Genomic DNA, 20,592 nt, shown 5'->3' with positions numbered 1-20,592 from the left:
AGGCGATGACCTCCACCTTCCTTCCGGACAAGCGCAGCGGCCCGGACGTCGGCCCGCCGCCCCCGTCCGCCGGCTCGGGCCGGAGCCGGGCGCGGCGGCGGGCGCGGCACTGGCTCACCGCCGTCGGCTTCCAGGTGCCCGCGCTGGTGCTGTTCGGCACGCTCGTGCTGCTGCCGATGCTGTTCGCGCTGTACGCCTCGTTCTTCCGCTGGGGCGGCTTCGGCATGCCCGACGACTACATCGGCGGCGACAACTTCACCAGGCTCTTCCAGGACCCGGTGTTCCTGGGCGACCTGTGGCGCTGTCTGCTCCTGGTCGGGCTCTCGCTCGTCCTGCAGCTGCCGTTCGCGCTCGCCCTCGCGGTCGCGCTCAACCAGAAGATCCGCGGCCGGGCCGTGTACCGGATGCTGTTCTTCGCGCCGTACATCCTCTCCGAGGCGATCACCGGCGTGCTGTTCAGCATGATCTTCGCCCCGGACGACGGTCTCGCCGACCACGTCCTGGGGGCGATCGGTCTGGACGGCGTGGGCGGCCAGTGGTTCGCCGACCCCTCCACCGTCATGGCCACCCTCTTCCTGGTCATGACGTGGAAGTACTTCGGCTTCCACATGATGCTCTACCTGGCCGGACTCCAGTCCATCCCGGCCGAGTTGACGGAGGCCGCCCTGATCGACGGGGCGGGGCCCTGGCAGCGCTTCCGCAACGTCACCCTGCCGCTGCTCGCGCCGACCCTGCGGATCAGCGTCTTCCTGTCGGTCATCGGCTCGATCCAGCTCTTCGACCTGGTGTGGGTGGTGACCGCGGGCGGCCCCGACCACCACTCCGAGACGATGGCCGTGACCATGTTCCAGTACGGCTTCAAGCGCTACCAGGTCGGCTACGCCAGCGCGATCAGCGTGGCCATGTTCGGCATCAGTCTCGTCTTCGCCCTCGCCTACCAGCGGTTCGTGCTCCGCCGGGACCTTCAGGGCGCCACCACGACCATGCGAGGAGGCGGCGCGTGAAAACCCGTGAGACCGGCCGGAGCACCCGCCGTAGCGGCCGGACGCTTCCCCTGCACCTCGTCCTCGGGCTCGTCGGCGCGGTGATGGCCGTACCGCTCGGCTACGCCGTGCTGTCCGGCTTCAAGTCCACCGACCAGCTCTCCCGCAACCCCATCGGCCTGCCCGATCCCTGGGTCACCTCCAACTACACGGACATCCTCGGCTCCGGTTCCTTCTGGCAGCTCGTCGGCAGCAGCACGCTCATCGCGGCCGGTACGACCGTGGTGGTCGTCGCGGTCTCCGCGCTGGCCGCGTTCTCCTTCGCCCGGTTCGCCTTCCGCGGCCGGGAGATGCTGTTCACCCTGTTCACGATGGGGCTGATGTTCCCCTTCGCGGTGGCGGCGCTGCCCCTGTTCCTGCTGCTGCGCTCGATGGGCCTGCTCGACAACCCGCTCGGCGTGATCCTGCCGCAGGCCGCCTTCGGGCTGCCGATGACCATCGTCGTCCTGCGCGGGTTCTTCCGGGAGATCCCCGCCGAGCTGGAGGAGGCGGCCACCCTCGACGGCTGCGGGCCCCTCAAGTTCTTCTGGCGGATCCTGCTGCCCATGGCCAGGCCCGCCCTCGGCACGGTCTCGGTGCTCGCCGTCGTCGGCAGCTGGAACAACTTCCTGCTGCCGCTGCTGGTCTTCAACGAGCCCACCTGGTGGACCGTCCCGATCGGCGTCCAGCAGTTCCAGGGCCAGTACTCCGCGGAGTACGCGCGTGTCTTCGCCTATCTCGTGCTCGCCATGGTGCCCGCCCTGGCGTTCTACTCCGTCGCCGAGCGCCAGCTCGTCGGCGGCCTCACCGCCGGCGCCACCAAGGGATGACGCGCGCCCGCGGACCCGTACGGCTCACCCCTACCGTGAGGAGTCGCACCATGCCCAGCACCGCCGCCCGCACCCGGCTCAGACTCGCCGGCGCCCTCGCAGCCGTCCTGGTCGCCTCCGGTGTCGCCACCGGACCGGCCGCCCAGGCGCACGAGGGCCCGGCGCACGGAAAGCCGCGTACGACCCTCGCCGACCTCGCGCAGCGCCACGGCCGCTACTTCGGCAGCGCCACCGACAACCCCGAACTCACCGACAGCGCCTATACGAAGATCCTGGGCGAGGAGTTCGACATGATCACCCCGGGCAACGGCATGAAGTGGTACGCCACCGAGCCGCAGCAGGGCGTCTTCGACTGGACGGCCGGCGACGAGATCGTCGACCTCGCGCGCGACCACCACCAGAAGGTCCGCGCCCACACCCTCGTCTGGCACAGTCAGCTGCCCGGCTGGCTGACCGGCAAGGAGTGGACGGCGGACGAGCTGCGGGCCGTCCTGAAGAACCACATCCAGACCGAGGTACGCCACTACCGGGGCAAGGTCTACGCCTGGGACGTCGTCAACGAGGCGTTCAACGAGGACGGCACCTACCGCGAGACGGTCTTCTACAAGACGCTCGGCCCGGGTTACATCGCCGACGCCCTGCGGTGGGCCCACCAGGCCGACCCGAAGGCGAAGCTCTACCTCAACGACTACAACATCGAGGCCGTCGGCCCGAAGAGCGACGCCTACTACGCCCTCGCCAAGGAGTTGAAGGCCCAGCGCGTCCCGCTCGACGGCATCGGCCTCCAGGCGCATCTCGCCCTCCAGTACGGCTATCCGACGACCCTGGAGGACAACCTCCGCCGCTTCTCCCGGCTCGGCCTGGACACCGCGCTCACCGAGGTCGACGTCCGGATGCTGCTGCCCGCGACCGACGAGAAGCTCGCCCAACAGGCCGACTGGTACCGGGACATGACCGAGTCGTGCCTCGCGGTGCGGCGGTGCGTCGGCATCACCGTCTGGGACTACACCGACAAGTACTCGTGGATCCCGGCGTTCTTCCCCGGCGAGGGCGCGGCGCTGCCCTGGGACGAGCAGCTCGCGCCGAAGCCCGCCTACCAGGCCATCCGGGAGGCGCTCAGGTAGGGACAGTCCGGCCGGACAGGCCCCGGGCGCCCCGGGGCGGCGCGGTACTCGAGCGGACCACCAGCTCCGTGCCCAGTTCCACCCGCGGCGAGTCGGGGCGCTCGCCGCGGGCCAGGCTCAGGACGGTGCGGGCGGCCAGTTTGCCCATGTCGGCGAGGGGCTGGCGGACGGTGGTCAACGGCGGGGCGGACCAGCGGACTTCCGGTAGGTCGTCGAAACCGACCACGCTCATGTCCTCCGGGGCCCGCAGTCCGCGCCGGCGCAGGGCCTCGATCGCGCCGAGCGCCATCTGGTCGCTGGCCGCGAACACGGCGGTCGGCGGTTCGGGCAGACCGAGCAGGGCCGTGCAGCCGGTGAAGCCCGACTCGGGGCGGAAGTCGCCGGGAACGACGAGGGTCTCGTCCACGGCGAGACCGGCAGCCTCCAGGGCGGCCCGGTAGCCGTCGTAGCGGGCGCGGGAGCACAACAGCCGGGGCGGGCCGGCGATCAGGCCGATCCTCCGGTGGCCCAGCGACAGCAGATGCTCGGTGGCCGCCAGGCCGCCCGCCCAGTTGGCGGCGCCGATGGTCGGGGTGTCGACTGCGGGGGAGCCCATCGGATCGACGACGACCAGCGGGACGCCCAGGATGCGCAACTGCTCGTGCAGGGTGGGATCGAGGGCCGAGGTGACCAGGATGACGCCGTCGGAGGCGCGGGCGCGCAGGTTGCGCATCCACTCGCGGGCGTCGCCCGAGCGGCCGTGGATCGCCGACACCACGGTGCCCACCCCGGCCGCGTGGGCGACCTCCTCGACCCCCCGGATGATCTCCACCGCCCAGGGGCTGTCGAGGTCGTTGAAGACCAGGTCGAGCAGCGCGGCCCGGGTGCGGGAGGCGGCGGGGCGCTTGCGGTAGCCGTGCAGCCGGAGCAGGTCCTCGACCCGGGCCCTGGTTCCCGGCGAGACGTCCGAGCGGCCGTTGACGACCCGGGACACGGTCGGCACCGAGACGCCGGCCTGGCGGGCGATCTCCGTGATCGTGATTCTGCCCCGGGACACGGGCACGGTGTCGTCCGCTGTCACTTCCCCACCTCCGTCGCGTGGTTCCGGACGTTGCGCCGAAACTTCCAGAAGTCTTCCGGAACATGCGCAGTCGTGGGAAGACATACAAGGGGTACGCACCACGCCGAGACGGGGCGACTACGGAGAGTGAGCGGCCGTGAACGCGCGTCGGGGCCGGTTCGCGGTGGTCTCCGCGGGCCGGCCCCTCATGTCTGCGGACGGCGGTCCCGCGCCGTCCGGCTGATGCTCAGGCGGCGGTCACGACCCGGTGAGGGGCGATGACCCGGCCGTCCGGCAGGAGCTCACCGGTGTCCTCGAAGAGCAGGACGCCGTTGCACAGCAGGCTCCAGCCCTGCTCCGGGTGGTGCGCCGTGAGGCGCGCGGATTCCCGGTCGGCTGAGGTCGCTGTCGGGCACGGTGGCTGGTGCTGGCACATGGATGGGAACTTCCGCTCTGGCGTGAGGTCTGAGATGGCTGTGGTGTCTGTTCCGCGGCGTGAAACGTCGTTCATGGCCGCCCCCCGTTGTGATAAGTCCGTCGGAACCCAGTGTTGCCCCACGGAGGTCGTTCCGCAGGGATTTCGCGGCACCGCTTCTCACAGGTTCATGACGCATCACCCGCGCGGGCGGTTCATCTCAACCGCACTGTCACTTCGGGTGGTTCCTGGTGGCCGAATGGGGCTAGTCCGGACGGCGCCCGGGAGGTTCTCGGGTCACCGGACCGCGCCGTACCCCGCCACCGGGGCCGCGGTGACGGGGTACGGGGCGCGGGGTCGGCCGGTCGAGCGGCCGAACGGTCAGGCCGGTGAACCGAGCAGCGGTGGCGTCGCGGGGGTGACACGGAGGGTGAGCAGCGGAAGCAGCTCGGCGACCCGGTGTGCCCGGTGTGCGGCGATCCCCGGCGGTGCCGGGGCCAAGGGCACCAGGAGGTCGGTCGGGGCGGGATGCCCCGTGGTGCCGTCCGACGAACTGTCCCCGTGCAGCCAGAGGGTGAGCATGTAGAGCCCGGGCACCGACAGCAGCCGCGGCTGGAACGGCTGGGCGGTCGACTCGGCCTGGCGCAGGGCGCGTTCGGTGGAGGCGATGTAGGGGCCTTCGAAGAAGTGCGAGAACGCCCAGCCGTCCGGGGTGAGCCGGGTCTCGGCCGCGGCCACGGCGCGGTCGCCGCAGCGGATCAGGAAGCGCCAGCCGGCCAGCCGGGTCGCGGCCACGCCTTCGGGGGCGATCCGGTCCAGGACGTGCAGGGGCAGCGGGAGTTCGGGTGTGACATCACCCTGAGCGGTGCGCAGGGAGGGCGTACGAGCCTCGCGGACCGCGGTGGGGGAACCGAGTGCCATGAGGACGGAGCGAAGGGCGGGCGCGGGAGCCGGGGGGACATGCAAAGGCATGGTGGGTCGCCTCTCATTCGACAGGCACGGTGGCGCGAGGGCGTGGGCGGACGGCGCTGTCAGCTAGCTCTCGAACAGGTCGGAGAGGCGAGGGCCGGAGTCTGGGGTGCGGGGGTACGCGAGCGGCCTGCCGTCACCTCGACGACAGGCTCCTTCGACTGCGGGCGCCAACCTTCTCTGCCTTGTCCGCGGAGTTTATACGACATGTGTTCAGACTGTGTTTCGTCTAGTCGATCCCGGGACACTCGGCAAGGGTTCATTCGGTCGGCGATAGGGGTGAATCATCCCGATTCAGAGCGGGGTGCGCGGCGATGACCTCGGCTTATGTGCGTGACGCGGTCGGCGTATTTCAGTCGGCGTTTTTCACGAGTTCCATATTTCGCGAAAGGGCCTTCGGCCGCATGCCCCGTGAATGTGCCAGCGGTCACCGCCGGTGGCTTTCGGTCAGCGTAGCGGGTGCCGGGCCGCGTGGGGGACGTTATCGATCGGCCCGGCTGGGCATCATCCCACCTGACCCGGATCATCCGGCGGCCGGGATCGCCGGTCCGCCCACGCGAGGAGGGACGCTTCGATGGGGGAAAAGGTCGTGGCAGGCGCGTTCGACCTGTCCGATCGTCAGCACTACCGGGACAAGCTCCGGCGGTGTCTGACGGGGCTCGAGCGGCTCCTGGCCCAGAAGCGCTTCGACCGCCCCAAGAATCTCATGGGGCTCGAGATCGAACTGAATCTCGCGGGTGCAGACGGCCAGCCGAGAATGCTGAATGGGCAAGTGCTGGAGAGGATCGCCAGTCGAGATTTCCAAACAGAACTCGCCATGTTCAACCTGGAAGTGAACATAGCCCCACATCGATTGGGGGGCCGTGTATTCGACCGGCTCGCGGAAGAACTCCGTACGTCACTGGCATATGCCCACCGAAAGGCCGGCGAGGTCGACGCAGGTATCGTGATGATCGGTATTCTGCCCACGCTCGACCGGGACGACCTGGTCTCGTCGAACCTTTCCGAGGTCGACCGCTACACCCTCCTCAACGACCAGATCGTGGCCGCCAGGGGAGAGGACTTCGCCCTGGAGATCGACGGCGTCGAGCGGCTGTCGTGCACCTCGAAGTCGATCGTGCCCGAGGCGGCCTGCACCTCCGTGCAACTGCACCTCCAGGTCACGCCGGGCCGCTTCGCCGCGGTGTGGAACGCCGCGCAGGCGGTCACCGCCGCGCAGATCGCCGTGGGCGCCAACTCGCCCTTCCTGTTCGGTCACGAGCTGTGGCGGGAGTCGCGGCCCCCGCTGTTCCAGCAGGCCACCGACACCCGGCCGCCGGAGCTGCAGGCGCAGGGCGTACGGCCGCGGACGTGGTTCGGGGAGCGGTGGATCGGTTCGGCGTACGAGCTGTTCGAGGAGAACCTGCGGTTCTTCCCGCCGCTGCTGCCGATCTGCGACGACGAGGACCCGTTGGAGGCCCTGGACGCGGGCGAGGTGCCCTCGCTCGCCGAGCTCGTCCTGCACAACGGCACGGTCTACCGCTGGAACCGGCCCGTCTACGGCATCGCCGACGGCGTTCCGCACCTGCGGGTGGAGAACCGGGTGCTGCCCGCCGGGCCGACCGTGACCGACGTGGTCGCCAACGCGGCCTTCTATTACGGCGTGGTCCGGGCCCTGGCCGAGGAGTCCCGGCCGGTGTGGTCCCGGCTGCCGTTCGAGGCGGCCGAGGCCAACTTCGACGCGGCCTGCCGGTACGGGATCGAGGCGCGGCTCCAGTGGCCGCGGCGCGGGCGGCTGGGCGGCCTGGCCGAGGTGGACGCGGTGAGTCTCGTACGGGACGAGCTGCTGCCGCTGGCGGAGGCGGGGCTGGACGGGTGGGGGGTGGAGCCGGCCGACCGCGATTTCTATCTGGGGGTCATCGAGGAACGGTGCCGGCGGCGGACCAACGGGGCGACCTGGCAGGTGGCGACGTTCCACCGGGCGCTGGAGGCGGGGTTGTCACGGGACGCGGCGCTGGCGGCGACCACGCGGCGGTATGCGGAGCTGATGCATCTGGGGGAGCCGGTGCATACGTGGCCCGTGGGGTTGCCGGAACCTGCGTCCTTGGGGTGAGGCGGGGTGGGGTGCGGAGGCTCGGGGAGTCCGGGGAGCCGGGGAACGCGGGGACGCTCGGAGAACCTCGGTGGTTCGGCGGCTGCGGGGCGGTGGGGGCTGGTCGCGCAGTTCCCCGCGCCCCTGGGGGGGGGAGGAGCGGGTGGGGATCCCGGTTCGGGTCGGTTTCCGCGCCGACCTGTGGGGGTCCTGGCCCATGTCGCTTCCGCGCCGACCTGGGGGGCCTCTTGGAGATCAGTCCTCGTCGCCCTGGGTTCCTGCCGCCACGATCGCCTTCAGGATCACCGTGTGGATCTGGGAGGGGTCGGTCACCGACTGGCCCGAGCCGCCCGTCGCCCCGGCTATCTGGTCGGCCTCCTCGCGGTCCGCGTCGGGGCCGACCGCGATCATGATGAGGGGGACGGGGCGTTCGGGGCTGGCGAGTTTCCTGAGTTCGGTGAGGAGGGTGGTGCGGGAGATGCTGCCCGGGTCCTGGTTGACGCCGTCGGTCAGGATGACCAGCGCGTTGAACTTGCCCTTGACGTAGGAGGCGGTGGCCTGCCGGTACGCGGCGAGAGTCGTGTCGTACAGGCCGGTCGCGCCGTCGGGGACAGGCGACAGGTCGCCGAAAGCGGCCGACAGCCTGTCGCGCTGGGTTTCGCCGTCGGCGGCGGTGTCGCCGAGCCGTTCGGTGGGGACCAGGACGCGGTAGTCCTTGTCGCCGTCCAGCTTGGTGGAGAACTCCCACAGACCGATCTCGTCCTCCGGGGTGAAGGTGGCGAGGGCCTGGAGGAGCGAGGACCTGGTGACTTCCATACGGGAGCGGCCCGTCCCGGGGACCGGCTCGGACATGGAGGAGGAGGCGTCGACGACCGTGGTGAGCCGGGCGCTCTGCACCGTGATCGTCCAGGTCCCCAGCGCCTCCTCGACGGCCGTGTCCGACGTGGGCCGGGCGGCCGGCTCGGCGAACGGCTGCGGGCTGCTGCCGCCGGCCGCGGTCACCAGGGTCTGCGGGGCGTCGTAGTCGGACGTCCGGAAGCCGTGCTTCTGGAGGAGTTTCTGCTGCTCGGGGCGGCGCAGAAAGGTCATGAACCGGATCGCCGCCCGGCTCTCGTCGGTGCTCAGCCGGGTCTTGTCGACCAGCGTGTACGGGTAGTCGAGCCGCGGTGAGCCGTCCTTCGGATAGAACAGGTCGAGGCCGGTGCCCGCGTCCGCCGACGCGTTGTGCGTGAACGAGGCCTGCTCGGTGACGACGACCGCCCGGTTGCGCTGGGGATTGCCCTGCTCGGCGCCCGAGGCGTCGCGTGGCAGCGTGTCCAGGACCTGGGCGTCGGTGTCCGACGCCCGCTGGGACAGCGTCTTCATCAGGGCGGCGGCCTGGGTGTCCCCGTCCTTGACGCCGGCCGCGGCGGCGCCGATCTGCGTCAGCGCGAGCAGCCCGGTCGCGCTGCGCGCCGGATCGGCCGCGCCCAGCCGCAGTGAGCCGTCCCGAAGGGTGGCCCCGGCCAGCTCCAGCCAGGAGTACGTCTTCTTCGGCCAGCCCAGCGACTTCGCGGCCGCCGGGACCATCGCCACTGCGACGGGCGTGGAGGCCACGTTGCCCACCGGGGTCACCCGGGTCGCCTTGCGGTCGGCGGTGATCCGCTGCACCCACAGGTCCGAGTCGGCCACCCACACCTGCGCGTCCGGGTCCTTGCCCGCCGCCAGCGTCTCGGCGACCTTGGACGACTCGCGCGCCGTGACGCCGACCTCGAGGCACTGTCCGTCGGAGGTGAGGCCGCCGTCCTTGGCCCGCTTCGCCGCGACCGTGAGCGCCGGGGCCATGTCCGGGGAGGCGGCCACGGTCAGCCGCACGGGGTGGTCGCGGCAGGACGAGCCGAAGGAAAGCAATCCGCTGCGCACGGCGGCCGCGGCACCCCCGGCGACCGTGAGCACGAGGGCGGTCGCGAGGGCCACGGTGCGGCGGCGGATCCGCGGACGGGGGTCGCTGCCGCCCGCCCCGTACTGATCGGGCAAGCTGTGACGTCCCATGACGGTGGTGCCCCTCCCTGTCGGCCCCGTGGCGGATTTCCGCCGCACGGCCTGCGAAGGGGAGGTACGCCCCGTACGGCGCCCGTCCCCCGACGGCCTGTCACGCACGATCTTCGCAACTTCTTTCGAGACCCTAGCGAGGCAGGGGTGGGGATGCGGCGGGTTTACGCAACTGGAGGCACATGTGCAGGTGGAGGCAGGGTAGGTGGCTGATTCTTTTCCGCGGGAGCAGCTCTCGCGACGGATTTTCCGCAATGAGACTCTGCTCGTTCTGGGGGTTTCGCTCGGTGCGAGCGGTGTGTCGGCCCTGATCAGTTTTGTCGGATCGGTCACCGAGCCGGGCGGTCTGAAGGACCAGGCGGCGACCCTCAACGCCTCGGCCGCGCCCGGCCGTCCATGGCTCGATCTCGCCTGGCAGCTGTTCTGGATCGCCAAGGCGCTCGTCCCGGTGGCCCTGGTCGCGCACTTCCTGATGCGCGAGGGGCAGGGGCTGCGGACCCTGGGCTTCGACCGCACCCGGCCCTGGCCGGACCTCGGTCGCGGGGCGGCTGTCGCGGCGGTGATCGGCAGCACCGGCATCGCCTTCTATCTGGCGGCACGCGGCCTCGGCTTCAACCTCACGGTGGTCCCGGAGGCGCTGCCTGACGTGTGGTGGAAGTACCCCGTGCTCATCTTGTCCGCGATGCAGAACGCGATCCTCGAAGAGGTCATCGTCGTCGGCTATCTGCTGCGCCGGCTGGGGCAGTTGGGCTGGACACCGGGCACCGCGCTCGTGGCCAGCGCCGTGCTGCGCGGCTCCTACCACCTCTACCAGGGCATCGGCGGCTTCCTCGGCAACATGGCGATGGGTGTGGTGTTCGTCTACCTCTACCGGCGCTGGGGCCGGGTGGGCCCGCTGGTGGTGGCGCACTCCCTGCTCGACATCGGGGCCTTCGTGGGATACGCGCTGCTGGCGGGGAAGGTGGGGTGGCTGCCGACGGCGTGAGCCGGCCCCGGGTGTCCCCGCCGGACAGCACTCAGGCGAGCAGCTCGCCCTCGATGACCGTGACCGCTCGGCCGCTCAGCAGGGTGCGCTCGCCGCACAGTTCGGTGCGGACCCGGCCGGCCCGGGGCGAGGCCTGGAGGCCGGTCAGGGCGGTGCGGCCGAGCCGCTCGGCCCAGTAGGGCGCCAGGGCGGTGTGGGCGCTGCCCGTCACCGGGTCCTCGTCGATGCCGATGTTCGGGAAGAAGCAGCGGGAGACGAAGTCGTATCCCAGGTCCGCGTTCTCGGCGCGGGCGGTCGCGATGATGCCGCGGCGCGAGTGGGCGGCCAGGGCCTTGTGGTCGGGCCGCAGGGCGTGGACGGTCTTCTCGTCGGCCAGCTCGAGGAGCAGGTCGCCGACGTGCGGGCCGGTGTCGACACACGCGAGCGGCTCGGAGCCCAGGGCGTCGGCGATCCCGGCCGGGATCTCGACCCTGGTCAGCGGGGCGGTCGGGAAGTCCAGGGTGATCGAGCCGTCCTCGGCCGGGGTCGCGGCGAGGACACCGCTGCGGGTGGCGAAGCGCACCGGGCCCTCGTGGGCGCCCGTGGTGTGCAGGACATGGGCCGTGGCGAGCGTGGCGTGGCCGCACATGTCGACCTCGGCGACGGGCGTGAACCAGCGCAGGGCCCAGTCCGCGTCGCCGCCCTCGGGGAGCGGGTGGGCGAACGCCGTCTCGGCGTGGTTGACCTCCAGAGCCACGTTCTGGAGCCGGTTGTCGTCCGGGAAGGTGTCCAGGAGCAGGACCCCTGCCGGGTTGCCGCTGAAGGGGCGGTCGGTGAAGGCGTCGACGATTCGAATGCGCATGCCGGTGACGGTAGGCGGTGGGCGCAGCCGTCGGCCAAGGCCAATCCGCGAGTCCTGGCCCCGTTTTCCCCCTGGCTTCTCCGCGAAGGGACCGGGGCCGGGCCTGCGCCGGGCCCCGTCGCGCCCGGCGTCAAGTCGCCGAGTCCTTGCGGGCGCGGGTCGGCGAGAGGCGGCCGGCGCGCGAATGCGCCGTGGGCCGGGTTGCGCTGCCCCCGCCGCACGCACGCCGAGGCCGGTTTGCCGCCGATCCCGGCCGCGAGTGCTTCATGGCGGGGATCCGCCGGATCTCTTCCGTGCACGTCGGGCCCCGGTCTGCGCCAGGCCTCGCCGCGAGCACGCTGAGGCCGGTTTGCCACCGATGCCCGCCGGGAGCACGTCGTGGCGGGGTCGCGCAGCCCCCGGCCGACACGCCATGGCCGGTCCCGTGGTGCCCGTGTCGGCAACGCCCGCGGGCGGGTTCCGCTGCCCCGGCGTCGGCACGTCGACCCGTGTCGTGCGGGGCTCTCGCAGGGCACCGGGGGCGAAACCCTGGGATCCTGAGGGCGAGGAGCGCGACCCATGACCTGACGACCACGGGCGGTGAGCGCCATGGCTGGGCTCGAGGAGAGCGGCACCGATCCGGCGGCGTCGTCCGCGGATCCGCAGGGCGATCCGTTTCTGCGGACTCGGTTCGTCATACCGGCCCGGCCGGTGACGTTCCTGCGGCGCGAGCGGCTGGTCAGGCATCTCGATCAGGCGCTGCGCACCCCGTTGACGATGGTCAACGGCGCTGCGGGCGCGGGCAAGACGCTGCTGGTCGCCGACTGGGCCGCGGCCCGTGACCGGCCCGTCGCCTGGCTCACCACGGACGCGGCGGAGCAGGGCCCGGGCATGCTCTGGGCGTACCTGCTCCACGCCCTGCGCGCCTCCGGGACGTCGCTGCCCGCCGAGATCGGCTGCCCCGCGGACGCGAGCCGCGTGCCCCCCAACCTGCTGGCGCGGCTCGCCGCCGAGCTGAGCAGTCGGGACCGGCCCGTGATCGTGGTGCTCGACGAGTTCGACCGGGTGACAGACCCGGAGATCGCGGACCAGCTGGAGTTCGTTCTGCACCACGCCGGGGACGGCCTGCGCCTGATCCTCGTCACCCGTACCGAGCCGCTGCTGCCGCTGCACCGTTACCGGGCGGCAGGCGACCTGACCGAGATCCGGGGCGCGGAACTGGCGTTCACCACCGAGGAGGCGGCCGAGCTCCTCGGCCTGCACGGACTGCGGCTTCCGACGCACGCGACCCACGGTCTGGTGGAGCGCACCCGGGGCTGGGCCGCCGGACTGCGGCTGTGTGCCCTCGCCGCGCGGGAGGACCCGGATCCGGAGCTCTATCTGAAGGAGTTCGAGGCCGACCGCACCACGGTCGCCGACTTCCTGCTCGCGGAGGTGCTCAGACGGCAGCCGCCCGAGACGCAGGACCTCCTGCTGCGGGTCAGCGTCCTCGACCGGTTCCGCCCCGAGCTGGTGAACGCGCTGACGGAGCGCACCGACGCCGGGCCCATCCTCGCCGGGCTCTACCGCGAGAACGCCTTCGTCGAGCACCTCGGCCAGGACTGGTACCGCCTCCACCCGCTCTTCGGTGAGATCCTCCAGGCCCATCTGCGGGTGCGCTCGCCCGGCCTGGAGCCCGAACTGCACCGGCGGGCCGCGCACTGGCTGCGGGGCTCCGGAGCCCTCACGGAGACGCTGTGCCAGGGCGCCGCAGCGGGTGACTGGGAGTTCACCGCCGGAGCCCTGATCGACGACCTCGCCATCGGCTGGCTCTTCACCGGCCTGCGCTCCGACGAACTCGCCGAGCTGTTCTCCCGGATGGGACCGGAGGCCGGGGGCCCCGCGACGGACCTGGTCCGTGCCGCCGGGGACCTGTCCCGGCGCGATCTCGACCGGGGCCTGAGGCACCTGCTTCGCGCGGAGCAGGGCCTGACGGCCGAACTGGGCCTGACCGCCGGGCCCGGCGATGCGGCGGAACAGGCCCTGACCGCCGAGTGGAGTCCGGCGGGCGAGGAGCCCGGCCTGGTGGCGGCCCGCTTGAGCTGCGCCCTGCTCGAGGCGTTGGCCGCCCGGCTGACCGGCGCGCCGGGCCGGGCGGAGAGGGCCGCGACGGCTGCCGAGACGCTGTGCGACCAGGCCCCCGCCCACCTGCTGGAGAGGCATCCCGAGCTCACCGCGCTGCTGCTGGCCCATCTGGGCTCGGCTCGCCTGTGGGCGGGGCGGTTCGACGACGCGTCAGCCGCTCTGTCGCGGGTGGCCGGCGGCTCGGCAGGGGCTTCGACGGCGCTCGCCCGCGAGGACTCGCTCGGCCGGCTGGCTCTGATCGACTATCTGAACGGCTGGTTGGGCAGGGCGGAGCGGAAGGCCCGGGCGGCGGTGACCGAGACGGAGCGGTACGGGCTGCCCCAGCCGTCCGGTTCCGGTATGGGGCGGCTGGTGCTGGCCGCCGTCGCCGTGGACCGTGACGACCTGGGCCGGGCGCGGGCGCTTCTCGCCGAGGCGGCCGGGTCGGACCCGGCACTGCGGGACCCGGTGATGGAAGCGGGCCGGGCCATCGCGACCGCCCGTCTGCATCTGGCCCGCGGCGACACCAGAGCCGCTCTCGAAGCGGCGGAACGAGCGGTGCCGGCCGCCGTCATCTCCCCCTGGGCGGCGGGCCAGACGGCGCTCGTCGTCTCCGCCGCGCATCTGGCGGGAGGCCGGCCGGAGACCGCATTCGAGGTGTTGCAGCCGATGTCCGACGAGCAGCCTGCGTGCGCCGTGGGGGCCGCGCGGGCCCAACTCGCGGCGGGCCGACCCGGGGCGGCGATCGAGTTGCTCGACGGCGTACGGTCCGAAGGCGGCGCGGGCCCCGCGGTGACCGTCCGGGCCCTGCTGGTGAGAGCACAGGCGGCGGACGAGTCGGGGGACGCGGTCACCTCGCGCCGACTGGTCGCCCAGGCCCTGCGCGAGGCACGGCGGGACGGGCTGCGACGGCCCTTCGTCGAGGCCGGCCCGTGGATCCGCCCGTTCCTGGACGCCATGACACCGCGGGTACCGGCGACGGACCGGGCCACCTCCGGCGCGGCGGCGTCCGACGGCCCGCCGCTGCCGCTCGTGGAGGAGCTGAGCGGACGCGAACGCGACGTGCTGGGCAGGCTCGCCCTGACGATGTCGACGGAGGAGATAGCCGCCGACCTGTACGTCTCCGTGAACACCGTCAAGACCCACCTGAAGAGCGTCTACCGCAAGCTGGCGGTCAACCGCCGCAACGACGCGGTGCGCCGCGCCCGCGAGCTGAACCTGTTGTGACCGAGGCAAGGCCCTCAGACCCCTCCGGCTCGCCCGTGGCGGGTGAGGCGCCGACCGGATTTCTCCGCTGCGATGAGGGTGTGCACACCCGTCCGCGGCCCCGTCGTCCGACTCGTCCGATTCATGCGACCCATACGACGCATGCGACCTGTACGACGCATGCGACCCGTGTGGTCCATGCGACTCATCTGACTCATCTGACTCGTCCCGCTCGTCGAGGGAGGTCGTGATGCCGAGGGCGGAACACGTCACGGAGGCTCGGACGCCCGCCGAGCGCCAGGACGCCGTCGACTTCACCGGCGGCGTCTACGGATCCATGCTCGCCGCCTCGGTGATCGTCGGCGCGGGCACCCTGGGCTCTTTCCCCCGGCTGGAGCTCGTGCTGCTGCTGTTGTTCACCGGAGTGGCGTTCTGGGTCGCGCATGTGCACGCCCAGTTGTTCGGGGCGCGGCTGGTGCAGCGGAGCCTGGACCGCCGGGCCGTGCTGCACGTGTGCCGCGAGGAGTGGCCCATCGTCAAGGCGGCGGTCCCGCCGGCCGTCGCCGTGGCCGTCAGCCCGCTGCTCGGACTCGACCTGCAGGGATCGCTCTGGTTCGCGCTCGCGGTCGCCGTGGCGGGCCAGGTGGGGTGGTCGGCGGCAGCGGCACGCCGGGCCGGAGCCTCCTGGCGGATGGTGGGGGTCACGGCCGCGGTGAACCTCGTGCTCGGGTTGCTGATCATCTCCTTCAAGCTCTACCTGACGCACTAGCGGGGCCGGGACGCAGGACGGGCGGGAACGGACCGGGCACGGACCGGGAACGGACCAGGGCGGCCACGGACGGTGGGCGACCGGTACGGACGCCGCCGGGCGGAACCCGGGTCGCACGAGGTATCACCTGCACGGGGTGAGGACGTCCGACCCACCGCGGGCGGACGATCGCAGGGTGAGTGCGCAGTCAGCCAGTCCCAGGCCATCCCGGGAGAGCAGCTCATGCGCTACGAGATCCGCGTCGACGGACACCTGTCGGAGGTACTGACCAGGGTCTTTCCGGAACTGGACCATGTGGTCATGTCCGGTCAGACGGTCCTGTTCGGGTATGTCGTCGACGAAGCGCACCTGTACGGGCTGCTGGCCCGCTGCCAGTCCCTGGGGCTGCGGGTCCTGGAGATGCGTCAACTGCCGGAGTGACGGGCCGGGCGCCAGAGGCACCCGGCCGGGCAGGAGGAGGAGTCATGAGCGTTTCGCCTGGAAACGCACCGCACACCGGACCGGACGACCCGTTCGGTGGTCATGAGCGGCCGCCCGGTGGGCCGGTTGCCGGGCCGATGGGCGGCGATGCCGCCGAGGCACTGGCTGTGCTCGGGCGCTCCTGGACATGGATCCTCGGCTCGGCGGTCGCCACGCTCGTGCCGGGCATCCTGATCCTGGTCTGGCCGGACGGGACCCTGCACGTCCTTGCGGTCCTCATCGGCCTGTACCTGCTGGTCACCGGCGGCTTCCGGTTCGTCGAGGCCTTCGCGAGGGAGGACCACGGCGAACGCCTCACCGGGCTCCTGCTGGCGGTGCTGTACGTGGTCGCCGGGGTGCTGTGCCTGCGGAACCCGTTGCAGACCATCGCGACGCTCTCACTGATCGTCGGGGTCCTCTGGCTGGTGTCCGGCCTCCTCACCCTCTACACGGCGCTCGCCACCAAGGACCTGCCGCACCGGGGAGTCGTGCTCGGCGCCGCCGTGCTCGCCATCGTCGCGGGGATCGTGGTGCTCGCCCTGCCCACCGAGTCGGCCCGTGCGCTGACCAGGCTGCTCGGCCTGTGGCTCGTCCTGCTCGGCCTGGTCGAGGCGGCGGTCGCCTTCGCCTGGCGGGCCGCGCTGCGCCGGGCGAAGGCGGCGCAGCCGGGGACTTCCGCGGGGACGGTCTGAGACGGCCTGCGCACTCACCCGTCCCGGGTGAGGACGCCGGGACCTCTCGCACGCACGCTGAGATCGCCACACAACGGCATACGGGCCCCGGCCCGGAACGGAGGAAGAGATGAGTGGGGACACGTACCTCGCCTACGACTATCCGCTGCTGAGCGCCTTCTGGACCATGTTGGTGTTCTTCCTGTGGGTCATGTGGTTCGTCCTGCTGTTCCGGATCGTCGTGGACATCTTCCGGGACGACGAACTCAGCGGCTGGGCCAAGGCCGGCTGGCTGGTGTTCTGCATCGTGCTGCCCTTCCTGGGCGTCTTCGTCTACGTGATCGCGCGGGGCAAGAACATGGGACACAGGGAGATCAAGCAGGCGCGGGAGCAGCAGCAGGCCTTCGACAGCTATGTCCGCGAGACCGCCAAGGGCTCGGCGCCCACCAGCAGCGTCGACGAACTCGCCAAGCTCTCGGAGATCCGTGCCCGCGGTGACATCACGGACGAGGAGTTCAACAGGGCCAAGCAAATGGTGCTGAGCGGCTCCCACCACTGAGCACCCCGAACAACACCGAGACCAAGACACCGAGCCAAACGCAACCGAATCGAGGCTTCGGGATGGCAGCGACACACCCCACCCACGCGCCGTCGGCCAAGGGGCACACGGCCAAACAGAACTGGGCCGAAGGCCTGATGGTCTTCGCCGCCGTCACGCTCATGCTCGCCGGAGTGCTCGACATCTTCCGGGGCATCATGGGGATCGCCGAGGACGACGTCTTCCTCTCCACCCGCAACTACGTCTTCGCGTTCGACCTCACCGGCTGGGGCTGGATCCACCTCGCCCTGGGCGCGGTCGCGGTGATCGTCAGCATGGGACTGTTCCAGTCGGCGACGTGGGCGCGGGTCGCCGGCGTGGCCATCGCCGGGCTGATCGTCATCGCCAACTTCCTCTCCCTGCCGTACTACCCGGTCTGGTCCGTCGTGATGATCGCGTTCTCCGGGTTCATCATCTGGGCGCTGTGCGTGGTGAAGCCGGACAGGTCCGCGGACTGACCGGGCGGGAACTCCCCGTCCGCATCATCAGGAAGGCGTAGACGATGTGCCGTTGGCTCGCCTACTCGGGAACCCCTGTCCTGCTCGAAACGATTCTCTACCGGCCGGAGCACTCGCTGATCGACCAGAGCCTGCACTCCAAGATGGGTGTGGAGACGACCAATGGTGACGGCTTCGGCGTCGGCTGGTACGGGCCCGACTCGGGCGACGGGACCCCCGCGGTGGTCCGGGAGATCGGCCCGGCGTGGAGCAACCGCAACCTGCGGGAGATCGCCGGTCACGTCCGCTCACCGCTGTTCTTCGCGCACATCCGGGCCTCGACCGGCTCGGCGGTTCAGCAGACCAACTCCCACCCGTTCCGGCACGGGCGCTGGATGTGGATGCACAACGGCGCGATCGCGGACTTCCATCGGATACGCCGGGACCTCGCCCTCTCCGTCGACCCGCAGCTCTTCCTCGACATCGAGGGGTCGACCGACTCCGAGATGATGTTCTTCCTGGCCCTCACCCTCGGCCTGGAGGAGGATCCGCCGGGTGCCGTCGCCCGGATGGTCGGCCTGGTGGAACGCACCGGCCACGCACACGGGGTGGAGTACCCGGTCCAGATGACGGTCGCCGTGACCGACGGAGAACGGCTGTGGGCCTTCCGCTACTCCAGCCAGGGAGACTCGCGCTCGCTGTTCTACAGCACCCGGGTGGAGACGCTCCGGTCGCTCCACCCCGACCTGGGCTTCCTGCGCGAGGTGTCCGACGAGACCCGTCTCATCGTCTCCGAGCCCCTGGGCGACATGCCCGGCGCCTGGAACAAGGTCCCCGAGAGCACGTACGGCGTGGTGCAGCCCGGAGGGGACGACATCGTCCACTTCGCCCCGCAGGCGGCTTAGTGCGTACGGCTCCCTCTGCGGTGCCGGGCTCGGCTCCGCGGCCGTCCGTAGATGTCCGTGGGCAGCCATGGGCATCCGTGGGCGTCCACGGACATCAGTGCACGGAGAAGCCGCCGTCGACGAAGAGCGCCTGCCCGGTCACATAGCCGGAGGAGCGGCCGGCCAGGAACACGGCGGCTCCGGCGAAGTCCTCGGCCAGGCCGTTGCGCCCGACCATCGTGCGCGCGGCCAGCGCCGCAACCTTCTCCGGGTCGGACTGCAGCCGCATGTTGAGGGGGGTCAGGACGAAGCCGGGCACCAGCGTGTTGCAGGTGACGCCGTACGGCGACCATGCCTCGGCCTGGGAGCGGGCCAGTGACTCCAGGGCTCCCTTGGAGACGCCGTAGGCGCCGCTCTGGACGAACGCGCGGTGTGCCTGCTGGGACGTGATGTGGATGATCCGTCCGAAGCCGCGCTCGGCCATCCCGGGCCCGAACCGCAGGCCCAGCAGATAGGGCGCCTCCAGGTTCACCGCCATCGTGGCGTCCCACACCTCCTCGCCCAGCTCGCCCATAGGCGGCCGCAGGTTGATCCCGGCGCAGTTGACGAGGATGTCGGGCTCGCCGTACACCGCCGCCGCCTGCTCCGCGGCGGCGCGCACCCCGTCGCGGGTGCTCAGGTCGGCGCTCACCCAGGCCGCCCGGCAGCCGTCCGCCGTCAGCTCGTCGACGGTGGCGGCCAGCTCCGCCTCCTTGCGCGCCACGATCACCACGCCCGCCCCCGCCCGGGCGAGGGCGCCGGCGATGGCCCGGCCGATACCGGAACTGCCGCCGGTCACCAGGGCGACCCGGCCGTCCAGCGAGAACAGTTCGGAGAGATAGGCGTCCGGGGTGCCGTGCGAGGGGCTGCGGGAAGTCATATCCGCAGCCTAGACGGCCTCCGCACCCCGGCCGGCGGACGGTCTCCGCACCTCGGAGGGCCTGCGCACCTGACCTGTGCCAGTGATCGTTGATCGGATGAATGGATGTGGCGACGCGCGAGGCGTTCGATGCGACCGGACACGCCTGCCGGGCCGTGGGCTGGGACTTCGAGTGGGCAGGGCGGCCCGATCTCGTGTGCATGGCGAATATCCGCCTGCTGTCCCGGTATTGACGTGAATGAGCGGGGGCGCAAGACGGACATGGCGAAACTCCGCCACGAATGTGTCAGCCGTGCGGCACGCCTGCTACCGGTTTGCCGCCGAGGAAGTCCTCCAGGATCTCGGTGAACCGCGCCGGCTGCTCCTCGGCCACGTAATGGCCGCAATCGTCGAGGACCACCCCGGTGACATCGTCGGCCGCCAGCCGCATCGTCTCGGCGACCATCGCGCCGCTGTACCGCGCGCCGCCGATGGCGAGCACCGGCAGCGTCAGCCGGGTCTTCTTGCGCTGCTCGTTCTGCGCGATCGTCTCGTCCAGCGCCCGGTAGTACGCGAAGCTCGCCCGCAGCCCGCGAGGATCCGCGACGATCGCATCGACGTAGACGTCGACGGCGTACGTGGGGATCGCGTCCGGGGTGGCTGCCTTCTGGGCGAACTGGTAGCCGAAGAAGAGCCGCTCCCGCCCCCGGACCAGCTCCTCGTTGAGGTCGGTGAGCCGGTTGAAGCCGAAGTGCCAGAGCCGCTGGTTGACCGCGGCCGGGCTGAAGACCGACGGGGTCGGCGTGAGACCGGGGACAATGGCGTCGACGACGGCGAGCCGGCCCACCCGCTCGGGGTGATCGGCAGCGAGGGCGTATCCGGTCCACATGCCGATGTCGTGGCCGACCACGTCAAACCGGTCGTGCCCGAGCGCGGCCATCAGAGCGACCAGATCGGCGGCCAGCGTGCCGGCGTCGTAACCGTCGTCGGGCTTGTCGGAGAGCCCGGCCCCGCGCGAGTCGACGGCGACGACGGTGTGCTCGCGGGCGAGCGCGGGCATCACCTCCCGCCATGCGTACCAGGTCTGTGGCCACCCGCCGACCAGCAGCAGCGGCGGGCCGTCCCCGCCGGTGACCGCGTGCAGCCGGAGCCCGTTCAGCTCCACGAGCCGGCTGGTGAAGACGTCGGTGAACCCGTCGGGCAGCCGCAGCGAACTCAAGCTTGTCGTGCCGTCGGCCGTACTCATCATGGAACGATCGGT

At 71.4% G+C, this 20,592-nt stretch carries 19 protein-coding genes; 12 read left to right on the top strand and 7 right to left on the bottom strand.

Features of this window, described 5'->3' with window-relative positions; all coding sequences use genetic code 11:
• Positions 1-5 precede the first annotated feature (5 nt).
• From OG736_RS08535 to OG736_RS08525, 3 genes are all read left to right on the top strand, one after another.
• Positions 6-1,004 carry a carbohydrate ABC transporter permease gene (locus OG736_RS08535; protein ID WP_314219624.1) on the top strand — a complete coding sequence of 333 codons (999 nt, stop codon included), beginning with the start codon at positions 6-8 and terminating at the stop codon, positions 1,002-1,004.
• Positions 1,005-1,087: 83 nt separating this feature from the next.
• Positions 1,088-1,852, top strand: a complete 765-nt coding sequence (locus tag OG736_RS08530; protein WP_314219657.1) for a carbohydrate ABC transporter permease — start codon at positions 1,088-1,090, stop codon at positions 1,850-1,852.
• 50 nt (positions 1,853-1,902) lie between these two features.
• Positions 1,903-2,976 carry an endo-1,4-beta-xylanase gene (locus OG736_RS08525; RefSeq protein WP_327181910.1) on the top strand — a complete coding sequence of 358 codons (1,074 nt, stop codon included), beginning with the start codon at positions 1,903-1,905 and terminating at the stop codon, positions 2,974-2,976.
• On the opposite strand, the gene OG736_RS08520 is transcribed toward OG736_RS08525, so the two are convergent.
• The 3 genes from OG736_RS08520 to OG736_RS08510 form a co-directional block, all read right to left on the bottom strand.
• Positions 2,969-4,036: a LacI family DNA-binding transcriptional regulator gene (locus tag OG736_RS08520; protein ID WP_327181909.1), complete on the bottom strand. Its 1,068-nt coding sequence runs from the start codon at positions 4,034-4,036 to the stop codon at positions 2,969-2,971. The genes OG736_RS08525 and OG736_RS08520 overlap by 8 nt on opposite strands.
• A gap of 226 nt (positions 4,037-4,262) precedes the next feature.
• Entirely contained in the window at positions 4,263-4,451 is a 189-nt protein-coding gene (locus tag OG736_RS08515; protein ID WP_020132802.1) for a DUF5999 family protein, read from the bottom strand.
• Positions 4,452-4,811: 360 nt separating this feature from the next.
• Positions 4,812-5,402, bottom strand: a complete 591-nt coding sequence (locus OG736_RS08510; RefSeq protein WP_028807326.1) for a hypothetical protein — start codon at positions 5,400-5,402, stop codon at positions 4,812-4,814.
• A 571-nt stretch (positions 5,403-5,973) separates the two neighbouring features.
• Between OG736_RS08510 and OG736_RS08505 the strand changes: the two genes are divergently transcribed.
• Positions 5,974-7,491: a glutamate-cysteine ligase family protein gene (locus OG736_RS08505; RefSeq protein WP_327181908.1), complete on the top strand. Its 1,518-nt coding sequence runs from the start codon at positions 5,974-5,976 to the stop codon at positions 7,489-7,491.
• Between the two features lie 234 nt (positions 7,492-7,725).
• Here the strand turns inward: OG736_RS08505 and OG736_RS08500 are convergent, their stop codons facing one another.
• The gene (locus tag OG736_RS08500; RefSeq protein ID WP_327181907.1) at positions 7,726-9,501 is read right to left on the bottom strand and encodes a substrate-binding and VWA domain-containing protein; all 1,776 of its coding nucleotides are present in this window, start codon (positions 9,499-9,501) and stop codon (positions 7,726-7,728) included.
• Between the two features lie 205 nt (positions 9,502-9,706).
• Between OG736_RS08500 and OG736_RS08495 the strand changes: the two genes are divergently transcribed.
• Complete coding sequence (locus tag OG736_RS08495; protein ID WP_327181906.1) at positions 9,707-10,486, top strand: CPBP family intramembrane glutamic endopeptidase; 780 nt, start codon at positions 9,707-9,709, stop codon at positions 10,484-10,486.
• Positions 10,487-10,517: 31 nt separating this feature from the next.
• Here OG736_RS08495 and OG736_RS08490 read toward each other — a convergent pair whose 3' ends face one another.
• Entirely contained in the window at positions 10,518-11,327 is an 810-nt protein-coding gene (locus tag OG736_RS08490) for a PhzF family phenazine biosynthesis protein (RefSeq protein ID WP_327181905.1), read from the bottom strand.
• Positions 11,328-11,915: 588 nt separating this feature from the next.
• Here OG736_RS08490 and OG736_RS08485 point away from each other — a divergent pair.
• The 7 genes from OG736_RS08485 (at position 11,916) to OG736_RS08455 (ending at position 18,454) form a co-directional block, all read left to right on the top strand.
• Positions 11,916-14,636, top strand: a complete 2,721-nt coding sequence (locus OG736_RS08485; protein ID WP_327181904.1) for a winged helix-turn-helix domain-containing protein — start codon at positions 11,916-11,918, stop codon at positions 14,634-14,636.
• A gap of 229 nt (positions 14,637-14,865) precedes the next feature.
• Positions 14,866-15,384, top strand: coding sequence for a hypothetical protein (locus tag OG736_RS08480; RefSeq protein WP_327181903.1), 519 nt, complete (start codon positions 14,866-14,868; stop codon positions 15,382-15,384).
• Between the two features lie 222 nt (positions 15,385-15,606).
• Complete coding sequence (locus OG736_RS08475; RefSeq protein ID WP_020132810.1) at positions 15,607-15,804, top strand: DUF8691 family protein; 198 nt, start codon at positions 15,607-15,609, stop codon at positions 15,802-15,804.
• Positions 15,805-15,848: 44 nt separating this feature from the next.
• Positions 15,849-16,535: an HdeD family acid-resistance protein gene (locus OG736_RS08470; RefSeq protein ID WP_327181902.1), complete on the top strand. Its 687-nt coding sequence runs from the start codon at positions 15,849-15,851 to the stop codon at positions 16,533-16,535.
• A gap of 109 nt (positions 16,536-16,644) precedes the next feature.
• Complete coding sequence (locus OG736_RS08465; protein ID WP_327181901.1) at positions 16,645-17,073, top strand: SHOCT domain-containing protein; 429 nt, start codon at positions 16,645-16,647, stop codon at positions 17,071-17,073.
• A gap of 62 nt (positions 17,074-17,135) precedes the next feature.
• Complete coding sequence (locus tag OG736_RS08460) at positions 17,136-17,570, top strand: DUF7144 family membrane protein (RefSeq protein WP_327181900.1); 435 nt, start codon at positions 17,136-17,138, stop codon at positions 17,568-17,570.
• Between the two features lie 44 nt (positions 17,571-17,614).
• The gene (locus OG736_RS08455) at positions 17,615-18,454 is read left to right on the top strand and encodes a class II glutamine amidotransferase (RefSeq protein ID WP_327181899.1); all 840 of its coding nucleotides are present in this window, start codon (positions 17,615-17,617) and stop codon (positions 18,452-18,454) included.
• 94 nt (positions 18,455-18,548) lie between these two features.
• Here the strand turns inward: OG736_RS08455 and OG736_RS08450 are convergent, their stop codons facing one another.
• Together OG736_RS08450 and OG736_RS08445 are read right to left on the bottom strand one after the other, a co-directional pair.
• Entirely contained in the window at positions 18,549-19,352 is an 804-nt protein-coding gene (locus OG736_RS08450; RefSeq protein WP_327181898.1) for an SDR family NAD(P)-dependent oxidoreductase, read from the bottom strand.
• A 286-nt stretch (positions 19,353-19,638) separates the two neighbouring features.
• Positions 19,639-20,577, bottom strand: coding sequence for an alpha/beta fold hydrolase (locus OG736_RS08445; RefSeq protein WP_327181897.1), 939 nt, complete (start codon positions 20,575-20,577; stop codon positions 19,639-19,641).
• Between the last annotated feature and the right edge of the window lie 15 nt (positions 20,578-20,592).

This window comes from Streptomyces sp. NBC_01334, assembly GCF_035983595.1.
Taxonomy (GTDB): domain Bacteria; phylum Actinomycetota; class Actinomycetes; order Streptomycetales; family Streptomycetaceae; genus Streptomyces; species Streptomyces coriariae.
The sequence above is the reverse complement of the archived record's forward strand: the minus strand, read 5'-3'. Positions and strand labels throughout refer to the sequence as shown.